Below are 25,055 nucleotides of genomic sequence, written 5' to 3' on the forward strand. Positions count from 1 at the left end.
CGAGAAAAGTGGATATTCAAACTTTTTCGCCGCTTTTTCAATCCATAGCCGCATTAAAAAGGAATGTTTTTCTTTCTTTCGGACGTTGGTTCTTTTTTTGTCAACAGGAAGGCGGTTTTTATATTTTTCAGAGAAGAAGAAGTCCCGTACATCAGCACTCCCCCTCGATAAATTCGAGCGCCCATGACGGCCAGAATAATGATGGAAACGATCATAATCGCAATGCCGACTAAAACTTCCCAAGTGGGAATCCCCAATAGTCCATACCTCATAAACATAATCATCGGGGTGAAAAACGGAATATAAGATGCAACGGTAACGAAGGCAGCGTCCGGCTGATTCATCCCATACATGGACACCATAAAGCCGATCACTACTAAAAACGTCATTGGAAGCACCATTTGTTGAATATCTTCCACCCTGCTGACAAGCGATCCCAACAAAGCAGCCAATGTAGCATAAAGAAAATATCCAAGAAGGAAAAACACGATCGCGTATCCAATCGTGGAAGCAGCCATGCTGGAAATATGAAAATGTTTAATAAATGACAATACTTCCGAATTTGTTTGAAGTGCCAGAACACCGGCTGCGATTGCGATTATGATTTGCGTCAACCCCAACAGCCCTACACCCAAAATTTTGGCAAACATCTGCTTGATCGGCGACACACTGGAAATCAAAATTTCCATCACTCGAGAGGATTTCTCAACGGCCACTTCTGTGGCAATCATGTTGGCATACATAAGCACAGACATATAAATGGCTATTAACAGAACGTATACGAGCGCACTCGCCGCTCCCTGCTGTTCTTTTGATTGGGCCTTTCGATCAAGAGGCACCTTTTCAAATGAAACAGGGGAGTTTAAAAGAGCCAGCTTATCAGAGGTAAGCTGAAGTTTTCCGGCGACCATTTGCCCCTTCACCGTTTGCAAAGCATTTTTCAACCGATCGGCCGTATTGGAGTCAGAGGATTCCGATCGGTAAACGGCTTTCGGCAATTGTCGCTCATCAAGCGACAAGACCAAATAACCATCTAATTTTCCTTCACTTACTTGTTTTTTCAAAGCGGTTTCGTCATCGCCGGATTTTTCAAGTTTTATGTCTTTGTCTACGGCTGCCAAGCTCGTTTTTAAAGGCGCAAAGATAACGCCATTGCTTTCATCAAGTACAGCAATGTGTTTGACTTCATGGCCGTCAAAATAAGAAATGATTTTATTAATGTTGGCCATCAAAAAAATGGCCGCCACCAAAATGATCGTTGTCACTATAAACGATTTTGTTTTTAATTTAGTTCCATAAGTATGTACGAGCATCATCCAAAACTTATTCATAAGAAAGCCCCACTTTCTCTATAAAAATATCATTCAAAGAAGGCTCGTCTATTGAAAATTTGCGAACAAATCCTTTTCCGATCAGACTTTCCAAAATCGGCTGTCCGACTTCTTCCGTTTCTACTTGAAGAAGAGCTCCTTCACTTGTTTTTTTCCATTTCAATACCCCCGGAAACTCCTTTAAATAATCAAGCGAAAAATCGGCCGCAATGGAAATGTTCTTTTTCCCGAATGAACGCTTGATTTCACGAAGAGACCCTGATAAAACCGGACTGCCTTTTTGCATGATGCATACATGTTCGCATAGTTCTTCCACATGCTCCATACGATGGCTGGAGAACACAATGGTTGTCCCGCTGTTTTTTAAATCCAGAACGGCCTCTTTTAATAGTTCGACATTGACCGGATCAAGACCGCTGAACGGTTCATCGAGAATTAACAGTTTCGGTTTATGAAGAACGGCTGTGATAAATTGAATTTTTTGCTGATTTCCTTTCGAAAGTTCTTCCACTTTTTTCATTTCATATTGAGGCACTTGAAAGCGGTCCAGCCATTTTTTTAATTCCTTCTCGGCGTTTTGTTTGTCCATGCCTCTTAACCGTGCCAAGTACACCACCTGGTCTTTCACCTTTAATTTCGGATACAGCCCTCTCTCTTCGGGCAAATATCCAATGTAAGGACTGGTTTCGTAGTTGATCGGCCTCCCGTCCCACAGAATGGAGCCATTCGACAAATCCAACAACCCCAAAATCATTCGAAATGTGGTCGTTTTTCCTGCACCATTCGCTCCGAGAAATCCGAAAATTTCATTGGACGGAATTTCTAACGATAATTGATTTACTGCTGTCAAAGAACCAAATCGTTTTGTCACATTTTCCAGTTTCAAAGACATGAAATCACTCCTTTTGAAAACAAACCGTCTATTTAGATCCTTCCTCCAGTGAAGAAGAGTGAAAATCTCTTAACTGAGTAAAGGCCGGAAGCTGGTTTCAGCACCTCTTTCTTCGGGAAAAGGACCCAGACTCGAAAAAATCTTGCTCCAAATTACATTTACGTTTAAGCTGAAAATAAGTTTCTTGTTTTTTTATAATTCCCAATTTTTTCTCTTTTTCCTGCCGATGCTCCCAAAATGGCACATGAAAAAACACCTCGACAACCCATTCGAGGTGCTTCCGATTAAAAGAGCTTTTTCATGACATCCACGATTAAAAAATGAACCTTTACTTTCTCTTCGTCGCCGACATAAACAGGGGGTTTGCTGCTTTTTTTCTTAGAGACGCTGTTTTTCTTGATAGGATCTTCTTCCTTTTTCTTTTTTGTTTCCTTTACGTTTGCCGAATGGTCTCTCGACAACTCGCTTTTATTTTCCATTTGGCCGTCTGCGCCCGCGGCAGATAAAGAAGGCTGTTCGATACCTTCTCCCGTTGAACTTGTTTCTGTTTCATCTTTTTTTCTCGGGGCCTCGATTGGATTCTTTTCAGTCACCGTTGAATCGTCCTCTTTGTCCACTGTCGATGGTGCCGACTCGACCTCTTCTTTCTTATTCGTTTCTCTTTTTTCGGTCTTTTCTTTTTTCTCGTTCACACCCGGATTTGCCTCCGCTTCATTGCGAACGGCCACACTGTTAGAAAAGTCAAGAAAACAAAGCGGAGGATAGAGAACACACCACCAGTTGGCTCCTTTCCCTTCTCCTAATGTAATTAAAACCGCTTCATAGTCTCCCGCCGGATATAAATATTGACCGTACAGTTTGGTTGGAAACTGGATGTGCTTCCCATATTCAACTTTCACCGATTGATGAATTCCTTCCTCGTCCATGACGCGGGAAGCAATACGTTGTATTTCCGGAAGTTTGCTTTTGATCACTTTCCTTGCTTGGCTGATAGAAGTAAGATCTTTCACCCACAACTGAATATGGGCATTCACTTCATCGCGTATTTTTCTTTTCACTGCTTGGTCCTCCGGCTTATCGCTGTTGGCCAAAATCCTTAATCGAATCGCCTGATCCGGGATAACCACTGTTTCCTCCGCGGCTGTTTCCTGCTTCGGTATATATAAACTGAAAATGGTTCCCATTGAAAGAATCAATAAATAGAATACTGCCGTATACTTTTTCATTTCATCCACCTCTCCCCTCTAAAAAGCAGTGTGGACATAATCACCGGCAATTAAACACGGAAAATAAAATTTCATAGAAACCTATTTTCAGTACAAGCCTTATCAGACAAAACGAAAAAGCCACCCGGGTCGTCGATCTTCCTCCCCAAGTGGCTTCCTACAGGCTTATTCACTTAAATGGACTAACAAAAATCAGAAAGCATGGCGCATAAGGGGGTTTCTTTTTTGATGAGAAATTCAAATAGGATCTCTTTATTCTATCAACTTCAGAGCCTCTGTTTGTTTCCATTCAAGGAACCCTTTCGCCAGCTGCATTCACTGATGATTCTTCATCTCCATAAATACCATGCGGTCTTTGCCGTTTATATCAAACACAACCTGTATGTCCCCTTTAGGAAACACTTTTTTCAGCATATCCGCTACAACTTGCCCTTGGCCGGCACCGACTTCGAAACCGACAAGAGCCTGTTCTTTTAATACAAGCGGAAGCTGGGTGCAAAACCGGCGATATAGATCCAATCCGTCTTGCCCTCCAAATAAAGCCAATTCCGGCTCATGATCTTTCACGACATCGGCTAATAAATCCTTTTCGGCCAGCGGAATATAAGGAGGATTCGAAAGAATGACGTCCAATTTTATTCCTTTATCAATGAATGGCGTTAACAAATCTCCTTCCACCCATTGAACATCAGCTCCTAAACGGTTTCCGTTTTGGATAGCCACATCGAGCGACGGCCGGGAAATATCCACACCATAAACGATACAGTCCGACCGTTCCAATTTGACGGTAACAGCGATGGCTCCGCTCCCGGTACCGATATCCGCAATCGTCAATCCCTTTTTGCCGTCAAATAAAACAGACATTCTTTTTAAAGCGTAATAAACCAACTCTTCCGTCTCCGGCCTCGGAATCAACACGTTTTTATTCACTGCAAAAGTTCGGCCGAAAAATTCTTCAGAACCTACTAAATATTGGACGGGGACGCCCTCGCTATGACGATGCACCCAGTCAACAAACTGTTCTTGTTCTTTTCGGCTTAAATCTGTTCGCAAATTAGCCAACAGTTTGGCTCGATCTATTTTCATGACATGCATAAGCAAAATTTCTCCCGCATTTTGATCGCGTTTATGCTCTTTTAAAAAAGAAGAAGCCCAATTAAGGGCTTCGTATAATTTCCATCCCGCCATGTCTAGTCCTCTAAATTTTCCAGTTTTTTCGATTGTTCTTCCAAGATGAGAGCATCAATCACCTCATCCAGTTTTCCTTCCAGCACTTGATCAAGCTTCTGGATCGTCAAACCGATTCGGTGATCGGTAACGCGATTTTGCGGAAAGTTATACGTGCGAATGCGTTCAGAACGATCTCCTGTGCCGACAGCGGATTTGCGTTTTTCATCGTACTCTGCCTGCGCTTCCTGCTGATATTTGTCATAAATGCGGGCGCGCAATACTTTCATGGCTTTTTCTTTATTTTTGATCTGCGACTTTTCATCTTGGCAAGACACAACAATTCCGGTTGGAATATGAGTTAAACGGACTGCCGACATGGTTGTGTTTACACTTTGCCCGCCCGGACCGCTGGAAGCAAACGTATCGACGCGAATATCTTTTTCATTGATTTCCACTTCTACTTCTTCCGCTTCCGGCAGACAAGCAACCGTCGCAGTGGATGTATGAATCCGGCCGCCCGATTCTGTTTCCGGAACACGCTGAACCCTGTGAGCGCCGTTTTCATATTTTAACCGAGAAAAAGCTCCTTTACCTTGAATCATAAAAATGATTTCTTTATATCCTCCAAGTCCTGTTGGATTCGCTTCGATTACTTCTGTTTTCCAACCTTTTGATTCAGCATAGCGGCTGTACATGCGGTACAGATCTCCCGCAAAAAGGGCTGCCTCTTCTCCCCCTGCCGCTCCGCGGATTTCCATGATAACGTTTTTATCATCATTCGGATCTTTCGGAAGCAGCAGGATTTTTAATTGCTCTTCCAAATCCTCCAGTTGACCCTCGAGATCATGCAGTTCTTCTTTTACCATTTCGCGCATTTCCGGATCAAGCTTTTCCTCCAGCATTTCTTTCGCTTCTTGGTATTGCTGCTTTTTCTTTTTATATTCACGGTACGTTTGCACGGTTTCGGCTATATCCGACTGCTCTTTTGAATAATCCCGAAGCTTTTTCGGGTCGTTCACAATTTCGGGATCACTCAGCAGTTCATTTAATTTCTCGTACCTGTCTTCCACTGCCTGCAAACGATCAAACATTCATGTCACCTCTACGTTCAGTCTTAAACGTTCTTATTATAGTATACAGGATGGCCAGCCACAACACCAAAAAATTAAGTGAAACTTTCATAAGCGGGGATTTTGTTAGTTGAACTTATCGAGCAGTTAAGGGCAGTTGGACCTTTTTCTTATACATATAAAAAGGACTCCCTAACGCAAGGGAGCTTATCGCTGCTTGATATCCACCTCGATCCGGTAACGCGGAAGGGCTTGGATGAGCTTTCTATGCAATCTTGCTTCCGCTTTGTCTTCATCGGACAGTTTTCTGTGGGTATTGACTTTTACCCACATCGTCCGTCCGTTGATCCAAACGGAATCAATCTCATAACGATTTGTATCATTGCGAATCACTTGCTTTGCTTTCTCAATATCAGTGCCTAAATTCGGCTGATCGGGCGCTCGATCAATAAAATTAGGATTTTGGTTTGTGTTTGTCGGGTCGTCACGCTCCCTGCGCTCTTGGCTGCCGAGACGATCTCGATGGCTTACAAATTGAACTCCATGACGGTCTTCCCGTTCTCCATAGGTCGAATCCCTTTCAATCATTCCACAGCCGTTCAACAGCAAAAACACCACAGCGGCCATCAGGAAAAAACGCATAAAAAAACACCTCCTTTTCTTAGGATAACCAATAAAAAGGAGGGTACTATTGCTTTATATTTCCTGAGAGGAAGCTAAGCTTTTCTTTTGTAGTTCTTTCTCTGATCCAGGAACGATGTGATGATGGCGGCACCTCGGCTCGTAACTTTCGGACGCTCCTACCAAGATGATCGGATCATCATAACTAGCCGGCGAACCGTTTATAAGCCGTTGTGTCCGGCTTGCAGGCGAGCCGCAAACCGTGCAAACAGCTTGTAGTTTTGTGACCATTTCTGCCGTCGCCATTAAAGCAGGCATGGGTCCAAAAGGCTCTCCGCGAAAATCGAGATCTAATCCCGCCACGATCACACGGTGTCCTCGATCCGCTAAATGTTTTACGGCTTCAACAATGCCTTCATCAAAAAACTGGGTCTCGTCGATCGCTACAACATCAATGTCTTCCGTGACCAATTCCACAATCTCTTGAGAAGATTCTACCGGGATTGCCTCAAAGGATATTCCGTTATGAGAGACAACCGCTTCTTCGCTGTAACGATTGTCCAATTTTGGTTTAAATACAAGGATGTTTTGTTTTGCAAATTCTGCTCTGCGAACACGACGAATCAACTCTTCCGATTTCCCGGAAAACATGCTGCCGCATATGACTTCCACCCAACCGGAATGTTCCATGACATACATAGAAAGAGCCCCACTTTCCAAGAAATTCCGTTCAAGAATTTAAGAAACCAATGAGCAGCCGGGGCCTGCATCCCGCACTGCCTTCTCAAGATTTCCATAAGCTTTTACGGATCATTTCCCGTAAAAAACGATTTTGTGTTTTAGACACGAAGTCCGATCTAAATAAGTAAAAAACGATTGCAAACGGCAATGATCCTTTTATACCCCGTACTGCCGTCATGCATGTCCAGGATGCAGCCCCATCCATTTTCCCGGCCCCGGAAAGCAGATCCTTCTCCGGGCAAAGCAGCTGCAAAAAAATAGAGGCAATATCGTTCATTGCCCCTATACCATTGTTTCCACGAACAAGAGACTATTATAGCTGCTTCCGCCGGGAACAAAAAACAGGCAAGCAGTTGATAAAACTCGCCTGTCACTCTTTCGATTCTTATTTAAGACCGTATTTTTTATTAAATTTATCAACACGACCGGCTGCAGAAGCGAATTTTTGACGTCCTGTGTAGAAAGGATGGCATTCAGAACAAATTTCAACGCGAAGCTCATCCTTCACGGAACCACTTTCGAATTCATTTCCGCAAGCGCATTTTACTTTTACTTTTTTGTATTCAGGATGAATACCTGGTTTCATTCTTTTCATCTCCTTTTATGCCCTGAGTCATCTGAAACAGAGTTCTATGAAAGTGCGGAAACAACCGCATACTTCTTTTTTCAAAAAACACTAGTAGGATTATAGCAGAAAATGTATTTCATTGCAACAAAAGTGTTTGCCTCTTCTGGTGAAAAAAGCCACCAAATCTTTCCCCAGATCACGTGTTCATTTTCAATGCTTTTACATCAAAATCCGTTTAGACATCCCATTCGTTTTCATTTCCTCAGCAATTTGCTCAAAAAATTCACTATTGGTTTTGGTTTGTTTAAGCTTGCGCAAAAATTTCTCTGCCAAATCCGGAGAATCTGACATCGTTTTTCGAATCGCCCATAAAACATCCAGCCGTTCTTTATCAATCAACAATTCTTCTTTACGCGTTCCGGAACGACGAATATCAATCGCCGGAAAAATTCTTCTCTCAGCAAGATTCCGATCGAGATGAAGTTCCATGTTGCCGGTTCCTTTGAATTCTTCATAAATCACGTCGTCCATGCGTGAACCCGTATCCACAAGAGCAGTTGCCAAAATCGTCAAGCTCCCGCCTTCTTCAATATTGCGGGCAGCTCCAAAAAATCTCTTCGGACGATGGAAAGCAGCCGGATCAATTCCTCCGGACAACGTTCTTCCACTTGGCGGAATGACTAAGTTATAAGCTCTGGCAAGCCGGGTGATGCTGTCCATTAAAATCACAACGTCTCTTTTATGCTCTACAAGACGCATGGCTCTTTCCAAAACAAGTTCAGCTACTTTTATGTGATTTTCCGGAACTTCATCAAATGTAGAACTGACGACTTCTGCTTGAACGGACCGTTCAATATCAGTCACTTCTTCAGGTCTTTCATCTATCAACAGAACGATTAATTCTGCCTCAGGGTGGTTGGTTGTGATAGCGTTGGCAATTTCTTTTAGAAGCATGGTTTTACCTGCCTTTGGCGGAGCCACAATGAGTCCGCGTTGGCCAAATCCCACTGGAGTGATGATGTCCATGATTCTGGTGGATAGATTGGATGGTGAAGTTTCAAGTTCTATTTGTCGGTCAGGATAGAGCGGTGTTAAAGCCGGAAAGTGCACCCTTTCTTTTGCTGATTCAGGATCATCCCCGTTGACGGCCTCTACATGAAGCAAGCCGTAATAACGTTCATTTTCCTTTGGAGGACGAACCTTTCCGGAAACTTTATCACCATTTCGGAGATCAAATCGTCGAATTTGGGATGCCGATATATAAATATCTTCAGAGCTTGGCGAATAATTAATGGGACGGAGAAAACCAAACCCTTCTGACTGGATGATTTCAAGAACGCCTTCCATGAAGAAAAAGCCCTCTTGTTCTGCCCTTGCTTTCAGTATGGCAAAAATTAATTCTTTTTTGGTTAATTTGCTGTAGTAGGAAATTTTATACGTTTTGGCTAACTCATATAATTCTTTCAGTTTCATGTTTTCTAAGCATGAGATTGTTAGTTCTTCCATTTTGACACCACACTTTTTATTATTCAGTTTTTCACAACATTTTATTCTTCATCAAATGGCAATAGTTTTAATCAAATATATGAGGAAGAGATAGAACGGAAAATTCGCGAAAGCCATATCTATTTTAACTGGTTCATAGGGATGTATCAATAAGAGAACAAAAAAGAAAGGAATAAATCGTACAAGCCGGGAGCCTGTACGATCAAAAGGAAGAACTGTTCAATTCTCTGGGCGGTTCCTTAAGGTTTTATGACGAGGTTCGGCTTTTTGTTTAAACTATGGCGTCCTTCAATAAAACGAACCGTGCCTGATTTTGCTCTCATGACCACAGAGTGTGTTGAACCATAAGTGCCTTTAAATTGAACTCCTCGTAATAATTCTCCATCCGTGACGCCGGTAGCAGCAAAGATGGCGTCATCGCCCCGCACCAAATCTTCCATGCGGAGAACTTGATTGACATCGACTCCCATGCTTTTGCACCGATTCAATTCTTGATCATTTTGCGGCATAAGTTTTCCTTGAATTTCTCCGCCTAAACACTTTAAGGCTACGGCTGCAATTACTCCCTCAGGCGCCCCTCCAATTCCGAAAAGAATATCAACGCCTGTATGGTCAAAAGCTGTATTGATGGCAGCTGCTACATCTCCATCGTTGATTAATTTAATGCGAGCTCCTGCTTCACGAAGCTCGGCGATGATATGCTCGTGACGCGGGCGGTTCAAAACCGTTGCCACGATATCTTCAATGTCTTTGTTTTTTGCTTTTGCTACTGCTTTTAAATTGTCGATGATCGGAGCGTTGATGTCAATTTGTCCAACAGCTTCCGGACCGACCGCAATTTTATCCATATACATATCGGGAGCGTGCAAAAGGTTGCCATGATCCGCAACGGCAATGACCGCTAAAGCGTTCCAGCCGCCGGATGCGACAATATTCGTTCCTTCCAGCGGATCTACTGCTACATCCACTCGAGGGCCATAGCCTGTCCCTAATTTTTCTCCTATATAAAGCATCGGTGCTTCGTCCATTTCGCCTTCGCCAATAACCACGGTGCCTTTCATTGGAACCGTGTCAAACACATCTCTCATTGCCGTTGTAGCAGCGTCATCCGCTTCGTCCTTTTTTCCTCGTCCCATCCACCGCGCTGAAGCAAGAGCAGCCGCTTCCGTCACGCGGACAAGTTCCATCGATAAGCTTCTCTCCATAATGGGTTCCTCCTGTATTACACATAACTAGAATTTGTATAACATAATTACAGATTTATTGTAACACATTTAGGAGGAAAATAGAGTGAATCAGGAACTTTTTATTTGTTCTAATTCTTCTTCTGATAATTTTTCACGCCAAACTGTCGCACCGAGGCCGTTTAATTTTTCCACTATATGGCTGTATCCTCTATCAATATGTTCGACACCTGTCACTTCCGTAATGCCTTCCGCGAGCAAGCCTGCGATCACAAGTGCAGCACCGGCGCGTAAATCGCTCGCTTTTACTTTCGCCCCTTGAAGCTTAACCGGACCGTCAATGATGGCGGAACTGCCCTCAACTTTAATTTTGGCGTTCATTCTTCTCAGTTCATCTATATGTTTGAGGCGTGCGGAATAGATGGTATCTGTCACAATTGATGTGCCCTTAGCTTGAGTAAGAAGAGTGGTAAATGGCTGCTGCAGATCTGTTGGGAATCCTGGATAAACAAGAGTTTTAATATCAACTGCTTTGATTTCGCCGCTTTTCCCGACAAATATTTGGTCATCTCCGATATCAATGGGTACATTCATTTCCCGAAGTTTGGCTGTGACGGACTCTAAATGAGGGGGAATGACATTGTCGATGAGAATTCCTTCTCCAATCGCCGCAGCCAAAATCATGTATGTGCCTGCTTCAATTCGATCAGGAATAATGGTATGCCGACACCCGTGCAAATGTTCCACTCCATCAATTCGAATCACGTCTGTCCCGGCTCCTTTGATTTTGGCTCCCATATTATTCAGCAAGGTGGCTACATCAATAATTTCCGGCTCTTTCGCCGCATTTTCGATCACTGTCCGCCCTTTCGCTTTCACTGCTGCCAGCATGATATTGATCGTGGCGCCTACACTGACCACATCCAAATACACCCTCGCCCCTCGCAACTCTTTCGCACGTAAGTAAATGGCTCCTTGCTCGTTTGTTACCTCAGCACCGAGCGCTTCAAAACCTTTAATGTGTTGGTCGATAGGGCGTGGTCCAAGATGACAGCCTCCAGGGAGTCCAACAACGGCTTTTTTAAACCTGCCCAACATCGCACCCATTAAATAGTAGGAAGCGCGCAGCTTTTTCACCCTGCCGTTGGGGAGCGGCATGGAAACCATTTCTGTTGGATCAACTGTCATCTCATTTTTTTCAAAGGTAACCTTACCGCCAATTTCCATCAATAAATGTTTTAAAATTTGGACATCAGAAATATCAGGCAATCCTTCAATGGTTACCGGAGACTCTGCTAAAATCGTTGCCGGTATAAGAGCCACAGCGCTGTTTTTTGCTCCGTCAATTTTTACCGTTCCCTTTAGTGGATATCCTCCTGCGATTTTTAGCTTTTCCATGGTAGACTCCCTTCCGATTACCTTGTTGAAAAAATTAAACGAAACTCCATCACATTATTGTTCATCATTCATTGATGACAAGTGTGATTGATCGGGATTTTTATTTCATAGGATGGCTCTATCACTTGCAACACAACTGTTCTGGTGCCGCAGTTTGCTGCCTTCCTGCTAAAACAAAAGATAACGATTTCACTACTTTTAAGAACTTATATTTATCCATTCAAACAGAGGATTTCATGGATTCTTTTTTAGTTTAAACAAAATATCTTTTTTCATGTATAAATATTGGAATTTTTTTCAAATCATAGATTTTTGTCTTTTGATGCATTCTTTGGGATTACCGCTATTCCGCTAGAAGGTGCTCCGGCTAAGCAAATCAAGGAAAGTCAGACTTTCCAAAAACTTATACATCAGCAGGGGAAGCGCCCCGCTGATGAAAAATTTATTTTATTTCAGCGATCTTCCGCCCCAATCGGCAAGAAAAGCAGCAATACCTTTGTCAGTAAGCGGATGATGGAACATTTGCTTCAATACTTTAAACGGAACAGTGGCGATATGAGCGCCTTTTAAGGCAGCTTCGGTGACATGCTGAGGATGGCGAATAGAAGCAGCAATGATTTCGGTTTCAATATCATGGATCGCAAAAATATTAGCAATTTTTTCGACCAATTCCAAACCATCATGCCCAATATCGTCCAGTCGTCCCAAAAACGGAGAAACATAGGAAGCTCCGGCACGAGCGGCTAAAAGGGCTTGATTGGCGTTAAAAATAAGGGTTACGTTTGTTTTAATGCCTTCTTTTTTAAAAGTGGAAACGGCTTTTAATCCATCGGGAGTCATAGGTACTTTAATCGTAATATTAGGAGAAATTTGAGCCAATTCCCGTCCTTCCCGAATCATTCCTTCCGCATCCGTCGCAATCACTTCTGCACTGACAGATCCATCCACAAGGGATGTAATCTCACGAAGGCGATCTTGAAAAGAAACATTTTCTTTTGCTACTAAAGAAGGATTGGTTGTCACACCTGATAGAATCCCCCACGAATGGGCTTCTCTAATCTCTTCTATATTAGCTGTATCAATAAAAAATTTCATGACGCCACCACACCTCTTCCATTATTTTCAATTGAGTAATGTACGGAAACCGCCCTATTAAGATAAGGCGGTTTCAAACTGACTATTCATGATTTTAAAATGCTTTTCCTGAAGAACCAAATTCGCGGATTTTGCCGATAACCGTTTCTTTAATGGTATCGCGGGCCGGTCCCAAGTATTTACGTGGATCGTACAAATCCGGTTTTTCTGCAAGAACTTGGCGAACAGTTTTTGCAGAAGCTATTTGGTTTTCTGTATTTACGTTAATTTTGGCAGTGCCAAGAGAAATGGCTTTTTGAATATCTTTTGTTGGAATTCCTGTACCACCATGAAGCACGAGCGGAACTCCTGTTAAATCTCTTATTTCTTTCATACGGTCAAAACCAAGTTTCGGCTCTCCTTTGTACGGACCATGAACAGATCCCAGTGCAGGAGCAAAGCAGTCTACACCCGTTTCTTTCACAAGACGATCGCATTCAGAAGGAATAGCGTACATTGCTTCTGCCTCTTCAACAACAAGGTCATCTTCTTGTCCACCAATGCGGCCAAGTTCCGCTTCAACGGAGACGCCAAAAAGATGGGCAAGTTCCACTACTTTTTTCGTCAGCGCAATGTTTTCTTCAAGAGGGTAGTGGGAACCGTCAAACATAACGGAAGTGAAACCAGCATGAATCGCTTTTGCGCATGTTTCAAAGCTGGAACCATGGTCAAGATGGATAGCCACTGGCACCGTAATTTGATATTCTTCCATCAATGCTTTAACCATGTTTACAACCAATTTAAATCCGCCCATGTAGCGAGCTGCGCCTTCAGAAACTCCAAGAATAACAGGAGATTTTTCTTCTTCAGCTGCTTGTAGAATCGCTTGGGTGAATTCTAAGTTGTTAATATTGAATTGACCCACAGCATATCCTTCATCTTTAGCTTTGTTAAGCATTTCAGTCATGGAAACTAAAGGCATAATTTTTCCTCCTTAACTCATTCCCTGGAAGTTTAATCGGCAAAGGACCCTCCCTTACCTAAACCAACGGATGGAATTTACATTGTTTATGATACCAAATTCATATCTTTTTTACCAACATGGGTACGTTTTCACAAAAAAAATTCTTCACTTGTTCAAATATACCCGAAATTAAGAAATATATTGCTTAACGGCATTGCGTATATCATCAATGTCAAACGGCTTTGCGAAATGTGTGAGAACTCCCAATTCTTTTGCCTCTTGAATCATATCCAGTTCTCCATAAGCGGTCATAATAATCACCCTGATATCCGGGTCTTTTTGTTTCATTCTTTTGAGTATTTCAATGCCATCCATTCCGGGAATTTTCATATCCAACAACACTAAATCAGGAGAATACCGGTCGACAATTTCAAGAGCTTGTGCGCCATTGGAGGCTTGGTACGTTTCATACCCTTCTTTTTGCAAGACTTCGTTCAACAAAATTCTAATCCCAAATTGATCGTCGACGATTAATATTTTCTCTGCCATATGGATCCCACCCCTTACAATGGTTTGAATTCGTACCGGTATGTATATTGATGCCCCATCCCAACTAAATAAACAATGAAACATGAACAGCGAAAGAGGTACCTCCTCCTATCCTGAACCACATCTATCTCTCTAAATCAAAACTATACTTCTCTTTTTTACGATTAAATTCCTTCTTTCTGGAGATGTTTAAAACCATAATTTTGCCATATTGTATTATAAAAGTAGATTTTAAACAAAAAATATCCTCCACAAAATTAAGGCCCTTTTTCACGTTTCATTTTCCATTCATTCCATCCGTTTGTCTGCGACCTTTCTGAAAGGATGAATGGCCCATTCACTCAAAAAGGAAAAATAATCCATAATCGTGCTGATTGACTGTTTGAAAGCGATCCAAAAAAACAAAACTTCTGTGCAGAAGCGGCTAACCAATTTCTGCACAGAAGTTCGATTGACCATCATTCTATTGATCTTTTTAAAAAGCCTTGTCCTCTTTCAACGATTTCATGTCAAATGATAGATGTGTTTTTCCACACATTCATTTGATCTATATCTGAATAAGATACTTTCTTATGCTTGATTTTCTATAGCGGCTTTTACAAAGTCACGGAACAACGGCTGCGGACGAGTAGGTCTTGAAGTAAATTCAGGATGGAATTGGCTGGCGACAAACCAAGGATGATCTTTTAATTCGATGATTTCAACCAAACGCCCATCCGGACTTGTACCGGAAAAAACAAAACCATGTTTTTCCATTTGTTCCCGATATTCGTTATTAAATTCATATCGATGGCGATGACGCTCATAAATGACTTCTTCTTTATAAGCTTCATACGCTTTTGTCCCTTCCGAAAGCTTGCAAGGATACAATCCAAGCCGCAAAGTTCCGCCAAGATCCACTACATCCTTTTGTTCCGGAAGCAAATCAATAATCGGATATTTTGTATCAGGACGAATTTCAGAAGAATGAGCTCCTTCCAATCCCAGTACATTTCTAGCAAATTCCACCGACGCCAGCTGCATGCCAAGGCAGATGCCCAAGAATGGAACCCGATTCTCTCGGGCATATTGGATGGCAACGATCTTTCCTTCAATTCCCCGATCGCCAAATCCGCCCGGAACTAAAATTCCATCTGCCTCTTTGAGCAAATCGGATACATTTTCCGAGTTCACATGTTCCGAATTGACCCATTGAATTTCAATTTCTGAATCAAAAGCGTACCCGGCATGTCTTAAGGCCTCAACAACGGAAATATAAGCGTCTTGAAGTTCCACATATTTTCCGACCAAAGCTATCTTTGTTTTCCGCGATAAGTTTCTCACGCGGTCGACAAGTTCTTTCCATTCCGTCATATCCGCTTCATGACATTGCAATTTCAAATGTTGGCAAACAATTTCATCTAGTTTTTGTTCTTGAAGAGCGAGCGGAACGGCATACAATGTATCGGCATCTCTTGACTCAATGACAGCTTTTGGATCTATATCGCAAAACAAAGCAATTTTATCTTTCATTTCTTGCGATATCGGCATTTCTGTACGCACGACAATCACATTTGGCTGAATGCCGAGGCTGCGCAATTCTTTTACGCTATGTTGGGTCGGCTTCGTTTTCATTTCACCAGCTGCTTTTATATAAGGAATCAACGTACAATGGATGTACATCACATTGTCACGCCCAACATCATTTTTAATTTGACGGATTGCCTCTAAAAATGGCAGCGACTCGATATCGCCGACTGTTCCGCCGATTTCTGTGATCACCACATCCGCGTTCGTCGTTTTTCCTGCCCGAAATACCCGATCTTTAATTTCATTCGTTACATGGGGGATAACTTGCACCGTTCCGCCTAAGTATTCACCGCGTCTTTCTTTTCTTAATACAGCCGAATACACTTTCCCGGTTGTAACGTTGCTGTATTTATTTAAATTAATATCAATAAAACGTTCATAATGCCCAAGGTCAAGATCCGTTTCCGCTCCATCATCCGTAACAAACACTTCTCCATGCTGATATGGACTCATTGTACCTGGGTCCACATTGATATACGGATCAAATTTTTGAATCGTCACATTTAATCCTCGGTTTTTTAAAAGCCTGCCTAAAGATGCAGCCGTAATTCCTTTTCCCAAAGAAGAAACCACACCGCCAGTTACAAATATATATTTTGTCAATTTAGTTCCCCCTTCATAATGTTCGCTGATATCTGAAACAACTGTTGTATATAATGTTCCTTAGTTTTTTGGGTAAAATACAAAAACGCCCCTCTTACCTATGAACAGTAAGGGAGCGTTCTTTCTTCTTTATATACAAAAAAGTTTTTATAGAGCCCAGATAACATACTACAATTCTCATTAAAAGAAGTCAAGCGCAGAATTATAATTCCTTTTCTTTGTCAATAGTGTCTAAATCCTCGTCCAATTCGTCTTCGTCCAAATCATAGTCTTCATCCAGAAGATCGTCATCAAAATCTTCTTCTTCATCCAAATCGTCAAAATCCTCTTCGTCATCCAGATCATCTTCTACTTCGTCGAGGCTGTCATCAAAATCATCCAGATCTTCGAAATCACCATCCTCCACCGTATCATCGTAATCTTCGAGTTCATCTTCCACCGCTTTTTTCGCCTTTTTCTTTCGTACTTTCACCGTCGGAGCGGTTTCTTCTTCAATTTGATCAATTGGATACCACGCTCTTAACCCCCATTGGTTTTCACCTAAGGCAAGAAAACGACCGTCAATATTTAAATCCGTATAAAACTGAACCATTTTATCCTGAATTTCTTCATCGGACAACTCTAATATTTTTTGAATTTCGTTCAGTAATTGTTGGAATGGAATGGCTTGTTTTTTGTTTTCTAGAATGGCAAAGGCCAGCTCAATAAAAGACATTTCATTTAACTCATCTTTCGACAACTGTTCAAGATTCACTGTTCGCACTTCCTTTCTCTATTTCCACACTCTTTAAGGAGCGAAAAAAACAAAGTGTTGATCCATTCGGGTGCTTCCTGCTCAAGAGCACATAAAGAACACGGATTAAAACCCAGCCTTTTCTTATGCTGAAATTACGCTCTGTACATTATTGAACACTAGAATACATATTTTCCATTATAAACAATAATGCTTTGTTTATGCCATATATAATCCGCTTATTCACTCATTTTTTCACTCTTATAAGAAGTTCCCCAGATGCTCACATTCATTTTCTTCCGATCTTTTGTCTTCACTCGATAAGCAGCCGTCAGGAAAAAAATAGATAAAAACAAAAAAGGAACAGCTCCCAATTGTTTTTCATAAAGAAAGGAGGAGACAGCTACAAAGGAACCGATTGCGACCCATCTTCGCAAAATTTTCATCGCTCCACGCCCCAAGTTATCTTTCGCTGTATTATTATAGCGCGAATATTCTTCATATACTACTCCCTACTGCAGCTTCAGCAAAAGAGAGGGACCCCTCTTTTGATCATCACTTGACGTGCTTGGTCCCGTCTTTCGAAGAGATGAGCAAAATATTGAAATGTCTTATGAATGATCAGAAACCGACCGGCCTTTCCATCCGTACGACAAAATTGATTTCATCCTTTCCTCTTCTTCTTTTAACACCCTTTCGTTCCAAATGAAAGGGTGGTTTGTAAAAAAGACAGATATTCACAATTTATGTTTATGTCTTGGACAGACGAAATTGATTTGGTTTTTTACAATACGCAGTTTTTTATCGGAAAGAATACACAGAAACCTGCCAAATCTTTTAGCTCTTTCCTTGTTCCAACGTTTTTAAAATCCATTTTATGTACTGTGAACTACCCGCCACCTTCGCTTCGCTTAGAGGTGAGGGCTTCTAAGGTAATCGCACCTAACGGTACGAAATTTACTTAGCTATCGAGCCTGTTCCATGCTCTATTTATGATGATGCTAATGCCAACAGTCGCAATCCTTCACGCTTGATATTGATAGAAGCATTCCAATCTCTATCTGCTACAAAACCACAATCACAATGGAATATGCGCTCAGAAAGAGATAGAGACTCCTTTACTTGACCGCAACATGAACAAGTTTTGGATGATGGAAACCACTTATCTATTTTGAGAAGCTTTTTCCCCTGCTCCTCTAACTTGTATTGGAGAAATTTCGTGAACATGCCCCATGCATGATCAGCAACGCTTTTGCCGAAATTGAGTGCTTGGGACATTCCCTTCATGTTGAGGTCTTCGATAACCACGCAATCATATAGTTTCGCTAATTTGTGCGATTCCTTATGTAGAAAGTCTTTTCGTTGATTCGCAATTCTTTCATGTAGCTTCGCCACTTTTAGTCGTTGCTTGTGCCAACGATTAGAACCTTTCTTTCTGCGTGATAGAACACGCTGTTCTTTCGCTAATTTTCCCAAGGCTTGGCGATAGAAACGAGGGTAATTGGCTGTCTTACCTTCTTCACTATCGACAAATAAACCGTTCATGGAAAAATCTAATCCAACCACAGCTTGTACTTCTTTTTGTACAGGTTGATGTTCGCATTCAGTGAGAATAGAAACATAGTATTTTCCTGTTTTTGTTCGAGAAACCGTACAAGACTTGATGATATGATGTGACGGAATTTCTTGATGTTGTTTGATTTTTACAAGTTTCAGTTTCGGTAATTTGATATAACCATCCAAAAGCATAATGTTTCCGTTGACCACGTTGGTTGTGTAGGACTGTCTCGCCTTTCGGCTTTTGAACTTCGGAAATTCAGCACGACCAGAGAAGAAGTTTTGGTATGCCTTCTGCAAATTCAGTTGAGCGTTTGCCAACGCAAGGCTGTCTACTTCTTTGAGCCATGGAAATTCCTTTTTGTACTTTGCAGGAGTCGGGAATTTTTTTTGCTTTTTCAAGGCTTCTTTGTCGTCCTTGAATGGTTCATATGTTTCCATTCGTTCAGCCAACATTTTGTTGTAGACGAAACGAACGCAACCGAAGGTTTTTGTAAGAAGTCGCTCTTGTTCTTGTGTTGGGTACAGACGAAATTTATATGCTTTGTTTGCCATATCAAATCACCTCACTTCCTCCCTTGATTTTCTATATACTGCTTTATCACTTCAATGGGCGCACCACCTGTTGTAAGTAAGCAAAAGCTTCTTGACCAAAAATACTCTTTCCAAAGTTTTCTTTTCACTTGTGGAAAATGCTTTTTGATAAGTCTTAGAACTTGCACTTTTATAGGCATTGATGAACTTTGATAGTTCACTATTCGGATGTGCTTTGAACAAAATATGTACATGGTCAAGATCGTGATTCCATTCGCCCAAGGAAATATTGTAATGTTCACCAAGTCGAATAAACATATCTTTTGCATAGTCAGATATGGGGTCATCAATCACTTGTCTGCGATATTTTACGACCAGAACAAGATGATAATACAAAAGGAATACCGAATGATTATTATTATCTAATTCCGTTGATATAACAGTCTTTCATTTATATAAATACTGATTATATCGTAGTACAAAAAAGAGACAACTTTAGGCTACGCCTAACCGAAATTCATCTCCCACTTTCACTGGTGCTTCCGCACTTTCACGTTTAGAAGTAGGAGACTTCTTTCGGAGGGAAGTTAAATTCACTTGCCATTTCTTTAGTAGTTGTGCGATGAAACTCTTTTTTAAAAAAAGGACCGTCCCTCTAATCATCTCATTTCGCCTTTTTTGAATCAGTTGTTCATCTTTTACAGAAGCATGAACTTTTCTTCCTTTCATACGATCGACCGCCTTTTCATCAGGCATAGTTTGTTCTAGTCTTGGCTGCTTTTGACCATTTGCGGTAAAAAAAGTCTGCGCTCCTTTGCGTATTCTGGCGCCCTCTTTGACGGAGACCTTTTGATACTGTGCAAAAAAACGCAGAGGAGTCAGACTTCCGACTTCTCGTCCAATTGGGATCATGGTTATTTTATAGGCAAGCTCTTGCCGTTGATATTTTTTTCGATTTTTATTCCTTTGTTAACATTCTAGAGATAACCAGTTTTTGAATTTCTTGTGTTCCTTCATAGATTTGGGTGATTTTAGCATCACGCATAAAGCGTTCCACCGGATAATCTTTTGTAAACCCGTAGCCACCAAAAACTTGAACGGCTTCGATTGTGACTTTCATCGCTGTATCTCCGGCAAAAAGCTTCGACATGGCGGAAGCTTTTCCGTATGGAAGACCTTGCGATTCAAGCCAAGCAGCTTGATAGGTTAATAATCTGGCTGCTTCTACACCGGTTGCCATATCCGCTAATTTAAAAGAAATTCCTTGGTTGGCGATGATCGGCTTGCCAAATTGATGACGCTCTTTCGCGTAGGCTATTGCGGCATCCAAAGCGCCTTGAGCAATACCAACCGCCTGAGCGGCAATCCCATTTCTCCCTCCATCCAACGTCATCATGGCAATCTTAAAGCCATCTCCCTCATTTCCAAGAAGATTTTCTTTTGGAACCCGGCAATCTTCAAAAATAATTTCCGTCGTAGGCGAAGAGCGGATTCCCAGCTTTTTTTCTTTTTTGCCAATGGAAAATCCCTCAAATCCGCTTTCCACAATAAACGCGCTAATGCCACGGTGCTTCTTTTCCGGTTCCATCATGGCAAAGACGACATATATATCCGCTTCACCGCCGTTCGTGATAAAAATTTTCGACCCATTTAAGATGTAGTCATCTCCATCCCGCCGCGCAGTGGTTTTCATTGCACTGGCATCCGATCCAGATCCCGGTTCCGTCAAACCGTATGCTCCGATCTTTCTTCCTTCCGCCATTGGTCTTAAATATTTTTGTTTTTGCTCTTCACTGCCGAATTTATAAATCGGCCAACCGGCAAGAGATGTATGGGCCGAAAGGGTAACGCCAATAGAAGCGTCTACTCTTGACAGCTCTTCTATCGCAATACAGTACGCAAGATAATCACTGCCGATCCCGCCGTATTCTTCCGGCCACGGGATTCCAGCAAGTCCTAATTCTGCCATTTTTTCAAATAAAGTCCGATCAAAACGTTCTTCTTCGTCCCGTTCACTTGCAGTCGGCTCCACTTCCTTTTGGGCGAAATCACGTACTGTTTTTCGAATCATTTCATGCTCTTCCGATAATTGAAAATTCATTTTCAGCACCTCTTCTCACAACCGTTTACTAATGACGATTCTTTGTATTTCATTTGTTCCTTCATAGATTTGGGTGATTTTGGCATCTCGGAAATAGCGCTCAACGGGATGGTCTTTCGAATAGCCCTCCCTCCCGAAGACTTGGATTGCCTCCGTTGTGACTTCCATGGCGATATTGGATGCGAATAGTTTTGCCATGGATGCTTCCTTCTCGCATGGAAGCCCCCGGGAATGCAAAAACGCCGCCCGGTATACTAACAATTTTGCCGCTTCCACATTCGTTGCCATATCCGCCAATCGAAAGTCCACGCCTTGCTCAGAGATGGACGATTCCCCCGTTGACCGCTGCTCTTTGACATAGGAGACCGCTTTTTCCAAGGCAGCTTCCGCAATTCCCAACGCTTGGGCCGCAATGCCGATGCGTCCGGTATTGAGATTGGTGATCGCCACCTTAAACCCCTCGCCTTCCTTTCCGAGTAAGTTTTCTACTGACACTTTCATGTCTTCGAACGTCAATTGAACGGTTCGAGAGCCGTGAAGCCCCATTTTCCGTTCGTTTTTTCCTATATGAAAACCGGGAGTCTCCCTTTCAACGATAAAAGCGGAAATCCCTTTTCTTCCTGCTTCAGGATTAGTGGAGGCAAACACAATGTATGTATTCGCCTCCCCTCCGTTCGTTATAAATATCTTTGAACCGTTTATAATATAGTGATCCCCTCGTTTGACCGCTCTCGTTCTTAAACTAGCCGCATCTGAACCGGAACCTGGCTCGGTCAGGCAAAAAGCTCCCAAATACTCTCCCTTTGCCAACTTCGGAATATACTTATGTTTTTGTTGAGGAGTTCCAAAATGCAAAATGGGATTCGTGCCAACGGACGTATGAACGGATAAAATAACTCCAATGGTTGCGCTGACTTTGGACAGCTCCTGAATTGCCAAAATATAAGAAATAAAATCCAGTCCGCGGCCTCCGTATTCTTCCGGAATAGGAATGCCCATTAGCCCCTTTTTTGCCATTTTGTCTACAATACGCCTCGGAAACTCCCCTTGCTCCATTCGGTCCAAATACGGCTCTATTTCTTCCTTGGCAAAATCATGAACCGCTTTTCGAAACATTTCCTGTTCTTCCGTGAAGTGAAGCTTCATCGCTGTCCCCCCAAGAAAGTAGTGATGACAGCCTAAACAGCTCTTCTCGCTGTCCCTGTTTTAAACCCCTTTGTCCTTATTCAAACAATGTTTAAGAATATTCATAAAATCCTTTTCCCGTTTTTTTGCCTAGCCACCCAGCTTTTACATATTTTCTTAAAAGCGGACATGGACGATATTTATCATCGCCGAACCCTTCATGAAGGGTTTCCATAATATACAAGCAAGTATCAAGGCCGATAAAATCGGCCAACGTAAGCGGTCCCATTGGATGATTCATCCCCAATTTCATCACTTCATCGATGGCTTCTTTTGTTGCGACCCCTTCATATAATGCATAAATGGCTTCATTGATCATCGGCATCAGTACTCGGTTCGAAATAAATCCAGGGAAGTCATTTACTTCAATCGGCACTTTTTGAAGAGATTTGGTCAAGGACTCAATGGATTGATACACTTCCTCCGCTGTTTGCAATCCGCGAATAATCTCCACAAGCCTCATTACCGGCACCGGATTCATAAAATGCATGCCGATTACTTTTTCCGGCCTATTCGTGGCCGCAGCGATTTCCGTGATCGGCAAGGATGAAGTATTGGAGGCCAAAATGGCGTGCTCCGGCGCATATTTGTCTAATTCAGCAAAAATGCTTTTTTTGACTTCCATATTTTCTACTGCTGCTTCAATGACTAAATCCACATCACCGGCATCTTGAATATCAATCGATTTCCTTAATCGGGAAAGCGTTTGATCTCTCTCCTCATTTGTTATCTTTCCCTTTTCCGCTTGCCGGGCTAAATTTCGGGCAATGACTGCGAAACCCTTGTCTAAAAATTCTTCCTTAATGTCGTTTACGATAACTTGATAGCCGGATTGCGCACAAACTTGTGCGATTCCGGACCCCATTTGGCCGGCGCCGACAACCATGACCGTTTTGATATCCATTCATTTCACCTCAACCATTCATTCGGGAACCAGACACTTCCAAATCTTCTTTTTCATTAGGAAGACAGCCTCCGTCCCCTTCACGCCAGCTAAAAAGGCGCAAAAAGGAGCAGCTGCCGGAGGCTTCCTTCTCCGGTTGTCAAAACGGTATCCCCATTGAATTCGTGTAATCTTTTCTATAGAATTTGAATCCCTCGCTTTTAAAGTGAAAACGATATCTGAGCCGCATCTGTCCTGACGAAAGGTCCATCAACCAAACAGGTAAAACCACACTTTATTGTTTGGGAACGTCAATCATAACGGCATCACCTTGACCCCCGCCGCTGCAAATGGCCGCCACTCCTATTCCGCCGCCTCTTCTTCTTAACTCGTATGCCAACGTGAGAACTATCCGTGCTCCGCTTGCCCCGATCGGGTGGCCGAGAGCAACCGCCCCGCCATTGACATTGATTCTATCAAGATCGATCCCGGCTATTTGACTGCTTGCCAGCGCCACTACGGCAAAAGCTTCATTAATCTCAAATAAATCGATGTCATCAATTGATTTTCCGGTTTTTTTCAAAAGCTCATTAATGACCAATCCGGGAGTTTTCGGAAAATTTTCCGCCTCTACCGCCACAGCCTCATGAGCAATAATCCGAGCAAGGATGTTTTTGCCTTCTTTTTCGGCGCGCTCTTCGCTCATCAGAACCAGAGCCGCCGCTCCATCATTTACACCCGGAGCATTTCCCGCCGTGATCGTTCCGTCTCGATCAAAAGCCGGCTTTAATTTGGCCAGCTTCTCAATGGACGTATCTTTACGCGGCGCTTCATCATCGGACACCAACACCGGTTCGCCTTTTGGCTGCGGGACTTCGACAGGAACAATTTCCTCGGCAAACTTTCCTTCCTCCATTGCCTTAATGGCCAACTGATGGCTGCGATAAGCCCATTCATCTTGTTCTTCGCGGGAAATGCCCAGTTCTTTTCCGGTCTTGTTTCCGAACGTACCCATATGGACTCCTGAAAAGGCGCACGTTAAACCATCATAGATCATTAAATCCACCAATTTGTCATCGCCCATTCTCAAGCCGGAACGGACGTTTTGCAAAACGTAAGGAGCATTGGACATCGACTCCATTCCGCCTGCTACCACTACTTCTCCGTCTCCCGCACGAATGATTTGGTCCGCCAATGTGATGCTTCTTATTCCTGATGCGCAGACTTTATTGATCGTTTCCGTTTTGACGTTCCAAGGAATTCCCGCTTTTCTCGCGGCCTGTCTGGACGGAAGCTGCCCCTGTCCTCCTTGAAGAACGGTCCCGATGATCACCTCATCGACTTCCGCCGGTTGAACATTTGCTCGAAGCATCGCTTCTTTCATCGCGACCGCTCCAAGTTCGGGAGCCGTTAAAGAACGTAAACTCCCTCCAAGTTTTCCGATCGGCGTCCTTGCTCCCTCAACAATCACTGTTTTCACCATTTTTTCCATCTCCTTTCCCTTATAAAGGAAACGCTTACACACAAATGAACATTCGCTCAATGTATGGAATAAGGAGAAATGGACAAGTGCCCCTTATCATCTTTTCTTTATTT

Annotated in this window: 22 protein-coding genes and 2 pseudogenes; all 24 read right to left on the reverse strand. The window is 42.5% G+C overall.

Annotated features, from left to right (window positions below):
- Positions 1-53: 53 nt before the first annotated feature.
- The 24 genes and pseudogenes from NST12_RS15630 to NST12_RS15745 all read right to left on the reverse strand — a co-directional run bounded on the left by NST12_RS15630 (position 54) and on the right by NST12_RS15745 (position 24,942).
- On the reverse strand, positions 54-1,331 hold the full coding sequence (locus tag NST12_RS15630; RefSeq protein WP_048624244.1) for an ABC transporter permease: 1,278 nt from the start codon (positions 1,329-1,331) through the stop codon (positions 54-56).
- Positions 1,324-2,223 carry an ABC transporter ATP-binding protein gene (locus NST12_RS15635; protein ID WP_048624245.1) on the reverse strand — a complete coding sequence of 300 codons (900 nt, stop codon included), beginning with the start codon at positions 2,221-2,223 and terminating at the stop codon, positions 1,324-1,326. The genes NST12_RS15630 and NST12_RS15635 overlap by 8 nt, the downstream gene beginning before the upstream one ends.
- Before the next feature lie 284 nt (positions 2,224-2,507).
- A complete protein-coding gene (gene spoIIR, locus NST12_RS15640; protein ID WP_048624246.1) occupies positions 2,508-3,449 on the reverse strand; it encodes a stage II sporulation protein R in 942 nt (313 codons plus the stop codon).
- A gap of 315 nt (positions 3,450-3,764) precedes the next feature.
- Positions 3,765-4,637 carry a peptide chain release factor N(5)-glutamine methyltransferase gene (prmC, locus tag NST12_RS15645; protein WP_341101976.1) on the reverse strand — a complete coding sequence of 291 codons (873 nt, stop codon included), beginning with the start codon at positions 4,635-4,637 and terminating at the stop codon, positions 3,765-3,767.
- A 2-nt stretch (positions 4,638-4,639) separates the two neighbouring features.
- Entirely contained in the window at positions 4,640-5,710 is a 1,071-nt protein-coding gene (gene prfA / locus NST12_RS15650) for a peptide chain release factor 1 (RefSeq protein WP_048624248.1), read from the reverse strand.
- Between the two features lie 186 nt (positions 5,711-5,896).
- Positions 5,897-6,331, reverse strand: coding sequence for a hypothetical protein (locus NST12_RS15655; RefSeq protein WP_003353362.1), 435 nt, complete (start codon positions 6,329-6,331; stop codon positions 5,897-5,899).
- Between the two features lie 54 nt (positions 6,332-6,385).
- Positions 6,386-7,009 carry a thymidine kinase gene (locus NST12_RS15660; protein ID WP_048624249.1) on the reverse strand — a complete coding sequence of 208 codons (624 nt, stop codon included), beginning with the start codon at positions 7,007-7,009 and terminating at the stop codon, positions 6,386-6,388.
- A gap of 427 nt (positions 7,010-7,436) precedes the next feature.
- Entirely contained in the window at positions 7,437-7,637 is a 201-nt protein-coding gene (gene rpmE, locus NST12_RS15665; RefSeq protein WP_003353364.1) for a 50S ribosomal protein L31, read from the reverse strand.
- A 201-nt stretch (positions 7,638-7,838) separates the two neighbouring features.
- Positions 7,839-9,125, reverse strand: a complete 1,287-nt coding sequence (gene rho / locus NST12_RS15670) for a transcription termination factor Rho (protein WP_003353365.1) — start codon at positions 9,123-9,125, stop codon at positions 7,839-7,841.
- A 239-nt stretch (positions 9,126-9,364) separates the two neighbouring features.
- Positions 9,365-10,330, reverse strand: a complete 966-nt coding sequence (gene glpX, locus NST12_RS15675; protein ID WP_003353366.1) for a class II fructose-bisphosphatase — start codon at positions 10,328-10,330, stop codon at positions 9,365-9,367.
- Positions 10,331-10,420: 90 nt separating this feature from the next.
- Positions 10,421-11,707, reverse strand: coding sequence for a UDP-N-acetylglucosamine 1-carboxyvinyltransferase (locus tag NST12_RS15680; RefSeq protein ID WP_003353367.1), 1,287 nt, complete (start codon positions 11,705-11,707; stop codon positions 10,421-10,423).
- Positions 11,708-12,154: 447 nt separating this feature from the next.
- Positions 12,155-12,802 (reverse strand): fructose-6-phosphate aldolase, encoded by a 648-nt coding sequence (gene fsa / locus NST12_RS15685; protein WP_048624251.1) that lies wholly within the window; start codon positions 12,800-12,802, stop codon positions 12,155-12,157.
- Positions 12,803-12,896: 94 nt separating this feature from the next.
- A complete protein-coding gene (locus NST12_RS15690; RefSeq protein ID WP_003353369.1) occupies positions 12,897-13,763 on the reverse strand; it encodes a class II fructose-bisphosphate aldolase in 867 nt (288 codons plus the stop codon).
- A gap of 171 nt (positions 13,764-13,934) precedes the next feature.
- Entirely contained in the window at positions 13,935-14,294 is a 360-nt protein-coding gene (locus tag NST12_RS15695) for a response regulator (RefSeq protein WP_003353370.1), read from the reverse strand.
- 570 nt (positions 14,295-14,864) lie between these two features.
- Positions 14,865-16,466 (reverse strand): CTP synthase, encoded by a 1,602-nt coding sequence (locus NST12_RS15700; RefSeq protein ID WP_003353371.1) that lies wholly within the window; start codon positions 16,464-16,466, stop codon positions 14,865-14,867.
- A gap of 202 nt (positions 16,467-16,668) precedes the next feature.
- Entirely contained in the window at positions 16,669-17,220 is a 552-nt protein-coding gene (rpoE, locus tag NST12_RS15705; RefSeq protein WP_341101985.1) for a DNA-directed RNA polymerase subunit delta, read from the reverse strand.
- Positions 17,221-17,438: 218 nt separating this feature from the next.
- Complete coding sequence (locus NST12_RS15710) at positions 17,439-17,645, reverse strand: hypothetical protein (RefSeq protein WP_040341037.1); 207 nt, start codon at positions 17,643-17,645, stop codon at positions 17,439-17,441.
- A 544-nt stretch (positions 17,646-18,189) separates the two neighbouring features.
- The gene (locus NST12_RS15715) at positions 18,190-19,311 is read right to left on the reverse strand and encodes a transposase (protein ID WP_341101988.1); all 1,122 of its coding nucleotides are present in this window, start codon (positions 19,309-19,311) and stop codon (positions 18,190-18,192) included.
- Positions 19,312-19,322: 11 nt separating this feature from the next.
- Positions 19,323-19,728 (reverse strand): annotated as a pseudogene (gene tnpA, locus NST12_RS15720) (IS200/IS605 family transposase).
- A 145-nt stretch (positions 19,729-19,873) separates the two neighbouring features.
- A pseudogene (locus NST12_RS15725) lies at positions 19,874-20,019 on the reverse strand (TetR/AcrR family transcriptional regulator); the annotation flags it as partial.
- A gap of 229 nt (positions 20,020-20,248) precedes the next feature.
- Entirely contained in the window at positions 20,249-21,391 is a 1,143-nt protein-coding gene (locus NST12_RS15730; protein WP_341101991.1) for an acyl-CoA dehydrogenase, read from the reverse strand.
- Positions 21,392-21,406: 15 nt separating this feature from the next.
- The gene (locus NST12_RS15735; RefSeq protein ID WP_341101992.1) at positions 21,407-22,537 is read right to left on the reverse strand and encodes an acyl-CoA dehydrogenase; all 1,131 of its coding nucleotides are present in this window, start codon (positions 22,535-22,537) and stop codon (positions 21,407-21,409) included.
- A gap of 91 nt (positions 22,538-22,628) precedes the next feature.
- Positions 22,629-23,480 carry a 3-hydroxybutyryl-CoA dehydrogenase gene (locus NST12_RS15740; RefSeq protein ID WP_341101996.1) on the reverse strand — a complete coding sequence of 284 codons (852 nt, stop codon included), beginning with the start codon at positions 23,478-23,480 and terminating at the stop codon, positions 22,629-22,631.
- Between the two features lie 274 nt (positions 23,481-23,754).
- Positions 23,755-24,942 (reverse strand): acetyl-CoA C-acetyltransferase, encoded by a 1,188-nt coding sequence (locus tag NST12_RS15745; RefSeq protein ID WP_048624257.1) that lies wholly within the window; start codon positions 24,940-24,942, stop codon positions 23,755-23,757.
- Positions 24,943-25,055: the final 113 nt, after the last annotated feature.

The sequence above is a fragment of the Bacillus sp. FSL W8-1127 genome, assembly GCF_038006725.1.
Classification (GTDB): domain Bacteria; phylum Bacillota; class Bacilli; order Bacillales; family DSM-4216; genus Bacillus_O; species Bacillus_O smithii.

What these genes read in the sequence shown, in the direction of transcription:
- NST12_RS15630 (WP_048624244.1), bottom strand. Translation starts at nt 1,331, where the DNA reads ATGAATAAGTTTTGGATGATGCTCGTACATACTTATGGAACTAAATTA.
- NST12_RS15635 (WP_048624245.1), bottom strand. Translation starts at nt 2,223, where the DNA reads ATGTCTTTGAAACTGGAAAATGTGACAAAACGATTTGGTTCTTTGACA.
- spoIIR (WP_048624246.1), bottom strand. Translation starts at nt 3,449, where the DNA reads ATGAAAAAGTATACGGCAGTATTCTATTTATTGATTCTTTCAATGGGA.
- prmC (WP_341101976.1), bottom strand. Translation starts at nt 4,637, where the DNA reads ATGGCGGGATGGAAATTATACGAAGCCCTTAATTGGGCTTCTTCTTTT.
- prfA (WP_048624248.1), bottom strand. Translation starts at nt 5,710, where the DNA reads ATGTTTGATCGTTTGCAGGCAGTGGAAGACAGGTACGAGAAATTAAAT.
- NST12_RS15655 (WP_003353362.1), bottom strand. Translation starts at nt 6,331, where the DNA reads ATGCGTTTTTTCCTGATGGCCGCTGTGGTGTTTTTGCTGTTGAACGGC.
- NST12_RS15660 (WP_048624249.1), bottom strand. Translation starts at nt 7,009, where the DNA reads ATGTATGTCATGGAACATTCCGGTTGGGTGGAAGTCATATGCGGCAGC.
- rpmE (WP_003353364.1), bottom strand. Translation starts at nt 7,637, where the DNA reads ATGAAACCAGGTATTCATCCTGAATACAAAAAAGTAAAAGTAAAATGC.
- rho (WP_003353365.1), bottom strand. Translation starts at nt 9,125, where the DNA reads ATGGAAGAACTAACAATCTCATGCTTAGAAAACATGAAACTGAAAGAA.
- glpX (WP_003353366.1), bottom strand. Translation starts at nt 10,330, where the DNA reads ATGGAGAGAAGCTTATCGATGGAACTTGTCCGCGTGACGGAAGCGGCT.
- NST12_RS15680 (WP_003353367.1), bottom strand. Translation starts at nt 11,707, where the DNA reads ATGGAAAAGCTAAAAATCGCAGGAGGATATCCACTAAAGGGAACGGTA.
- fsa (WP_048624251.1), bottom strand. Translation starts at nt 12,802, where the DNA reads ATGAAATTTTTTATTGATACAGCTAATATAGAAGAGATTAGAGAAGCC.
- NST12_RS15690 (WP_003353369.1), bottom strand. Translation starts at nt 13,763, where the DNA reads ATGCCTTTAGTTTCCATGACTGAAATGCTTAACAAAGCTAAAGATGAA.
- NST12_RS15695 (WP_003353370.1), bottom strand. Translation starts at nt 14,294, where the DNA reads ATGGCAGAGAAAATATTAATCGTCGACGATCAATTTGGGATTAGAATT.
- NST12_RS15710 (WP_040341037.1), bottom strand. Translation starts at nt 17,645, where the DNA reads ATGAAAATTTTGCGAAGATGGGTCGCAATCGGTTCCTTTGTAGCTGTC.
- NST12_RS15715 (WP_341101988.1), bottom strand. Translation starts at nt 19,311, where the DNA reads ATGGCAAACAAAGCATATAAATTTCGTCTGTACCCAACACAAGAACAA.
- NST12_RS15730 (WP_341101991.1), bottom strand. Translation starts at nt 21,391, where the DNA reads ATGAATTTTCAATTATCGGAAGAGCATGAAATGATTCGAAAAACAGTA.
- NST12_RS15735 (WP_341101992.1), bottom strand. Translation starts at nt 22,537, where the DNA reads ATGAAGCTTCACTTCACGGAAGAACAGGAAATGTTTCGAAAAGCGGTT.
- NST12_RS15740 (WP_341101996.1), bottom strand. Translation starts at nt 23,480, where the DNA reads ATGGATATCAAAACGGTCATGGTTGTCGGCGCCGGCCAAATGGGGTCC.
- NST12_RS15745 (WP_048624257.1), bottom strand. Translation starts at nt 24,942, where the DNA reads ATGGTGAAAACAGTGATTGTTGAGGGAGCAAGGACGCCGATCGGAAAA.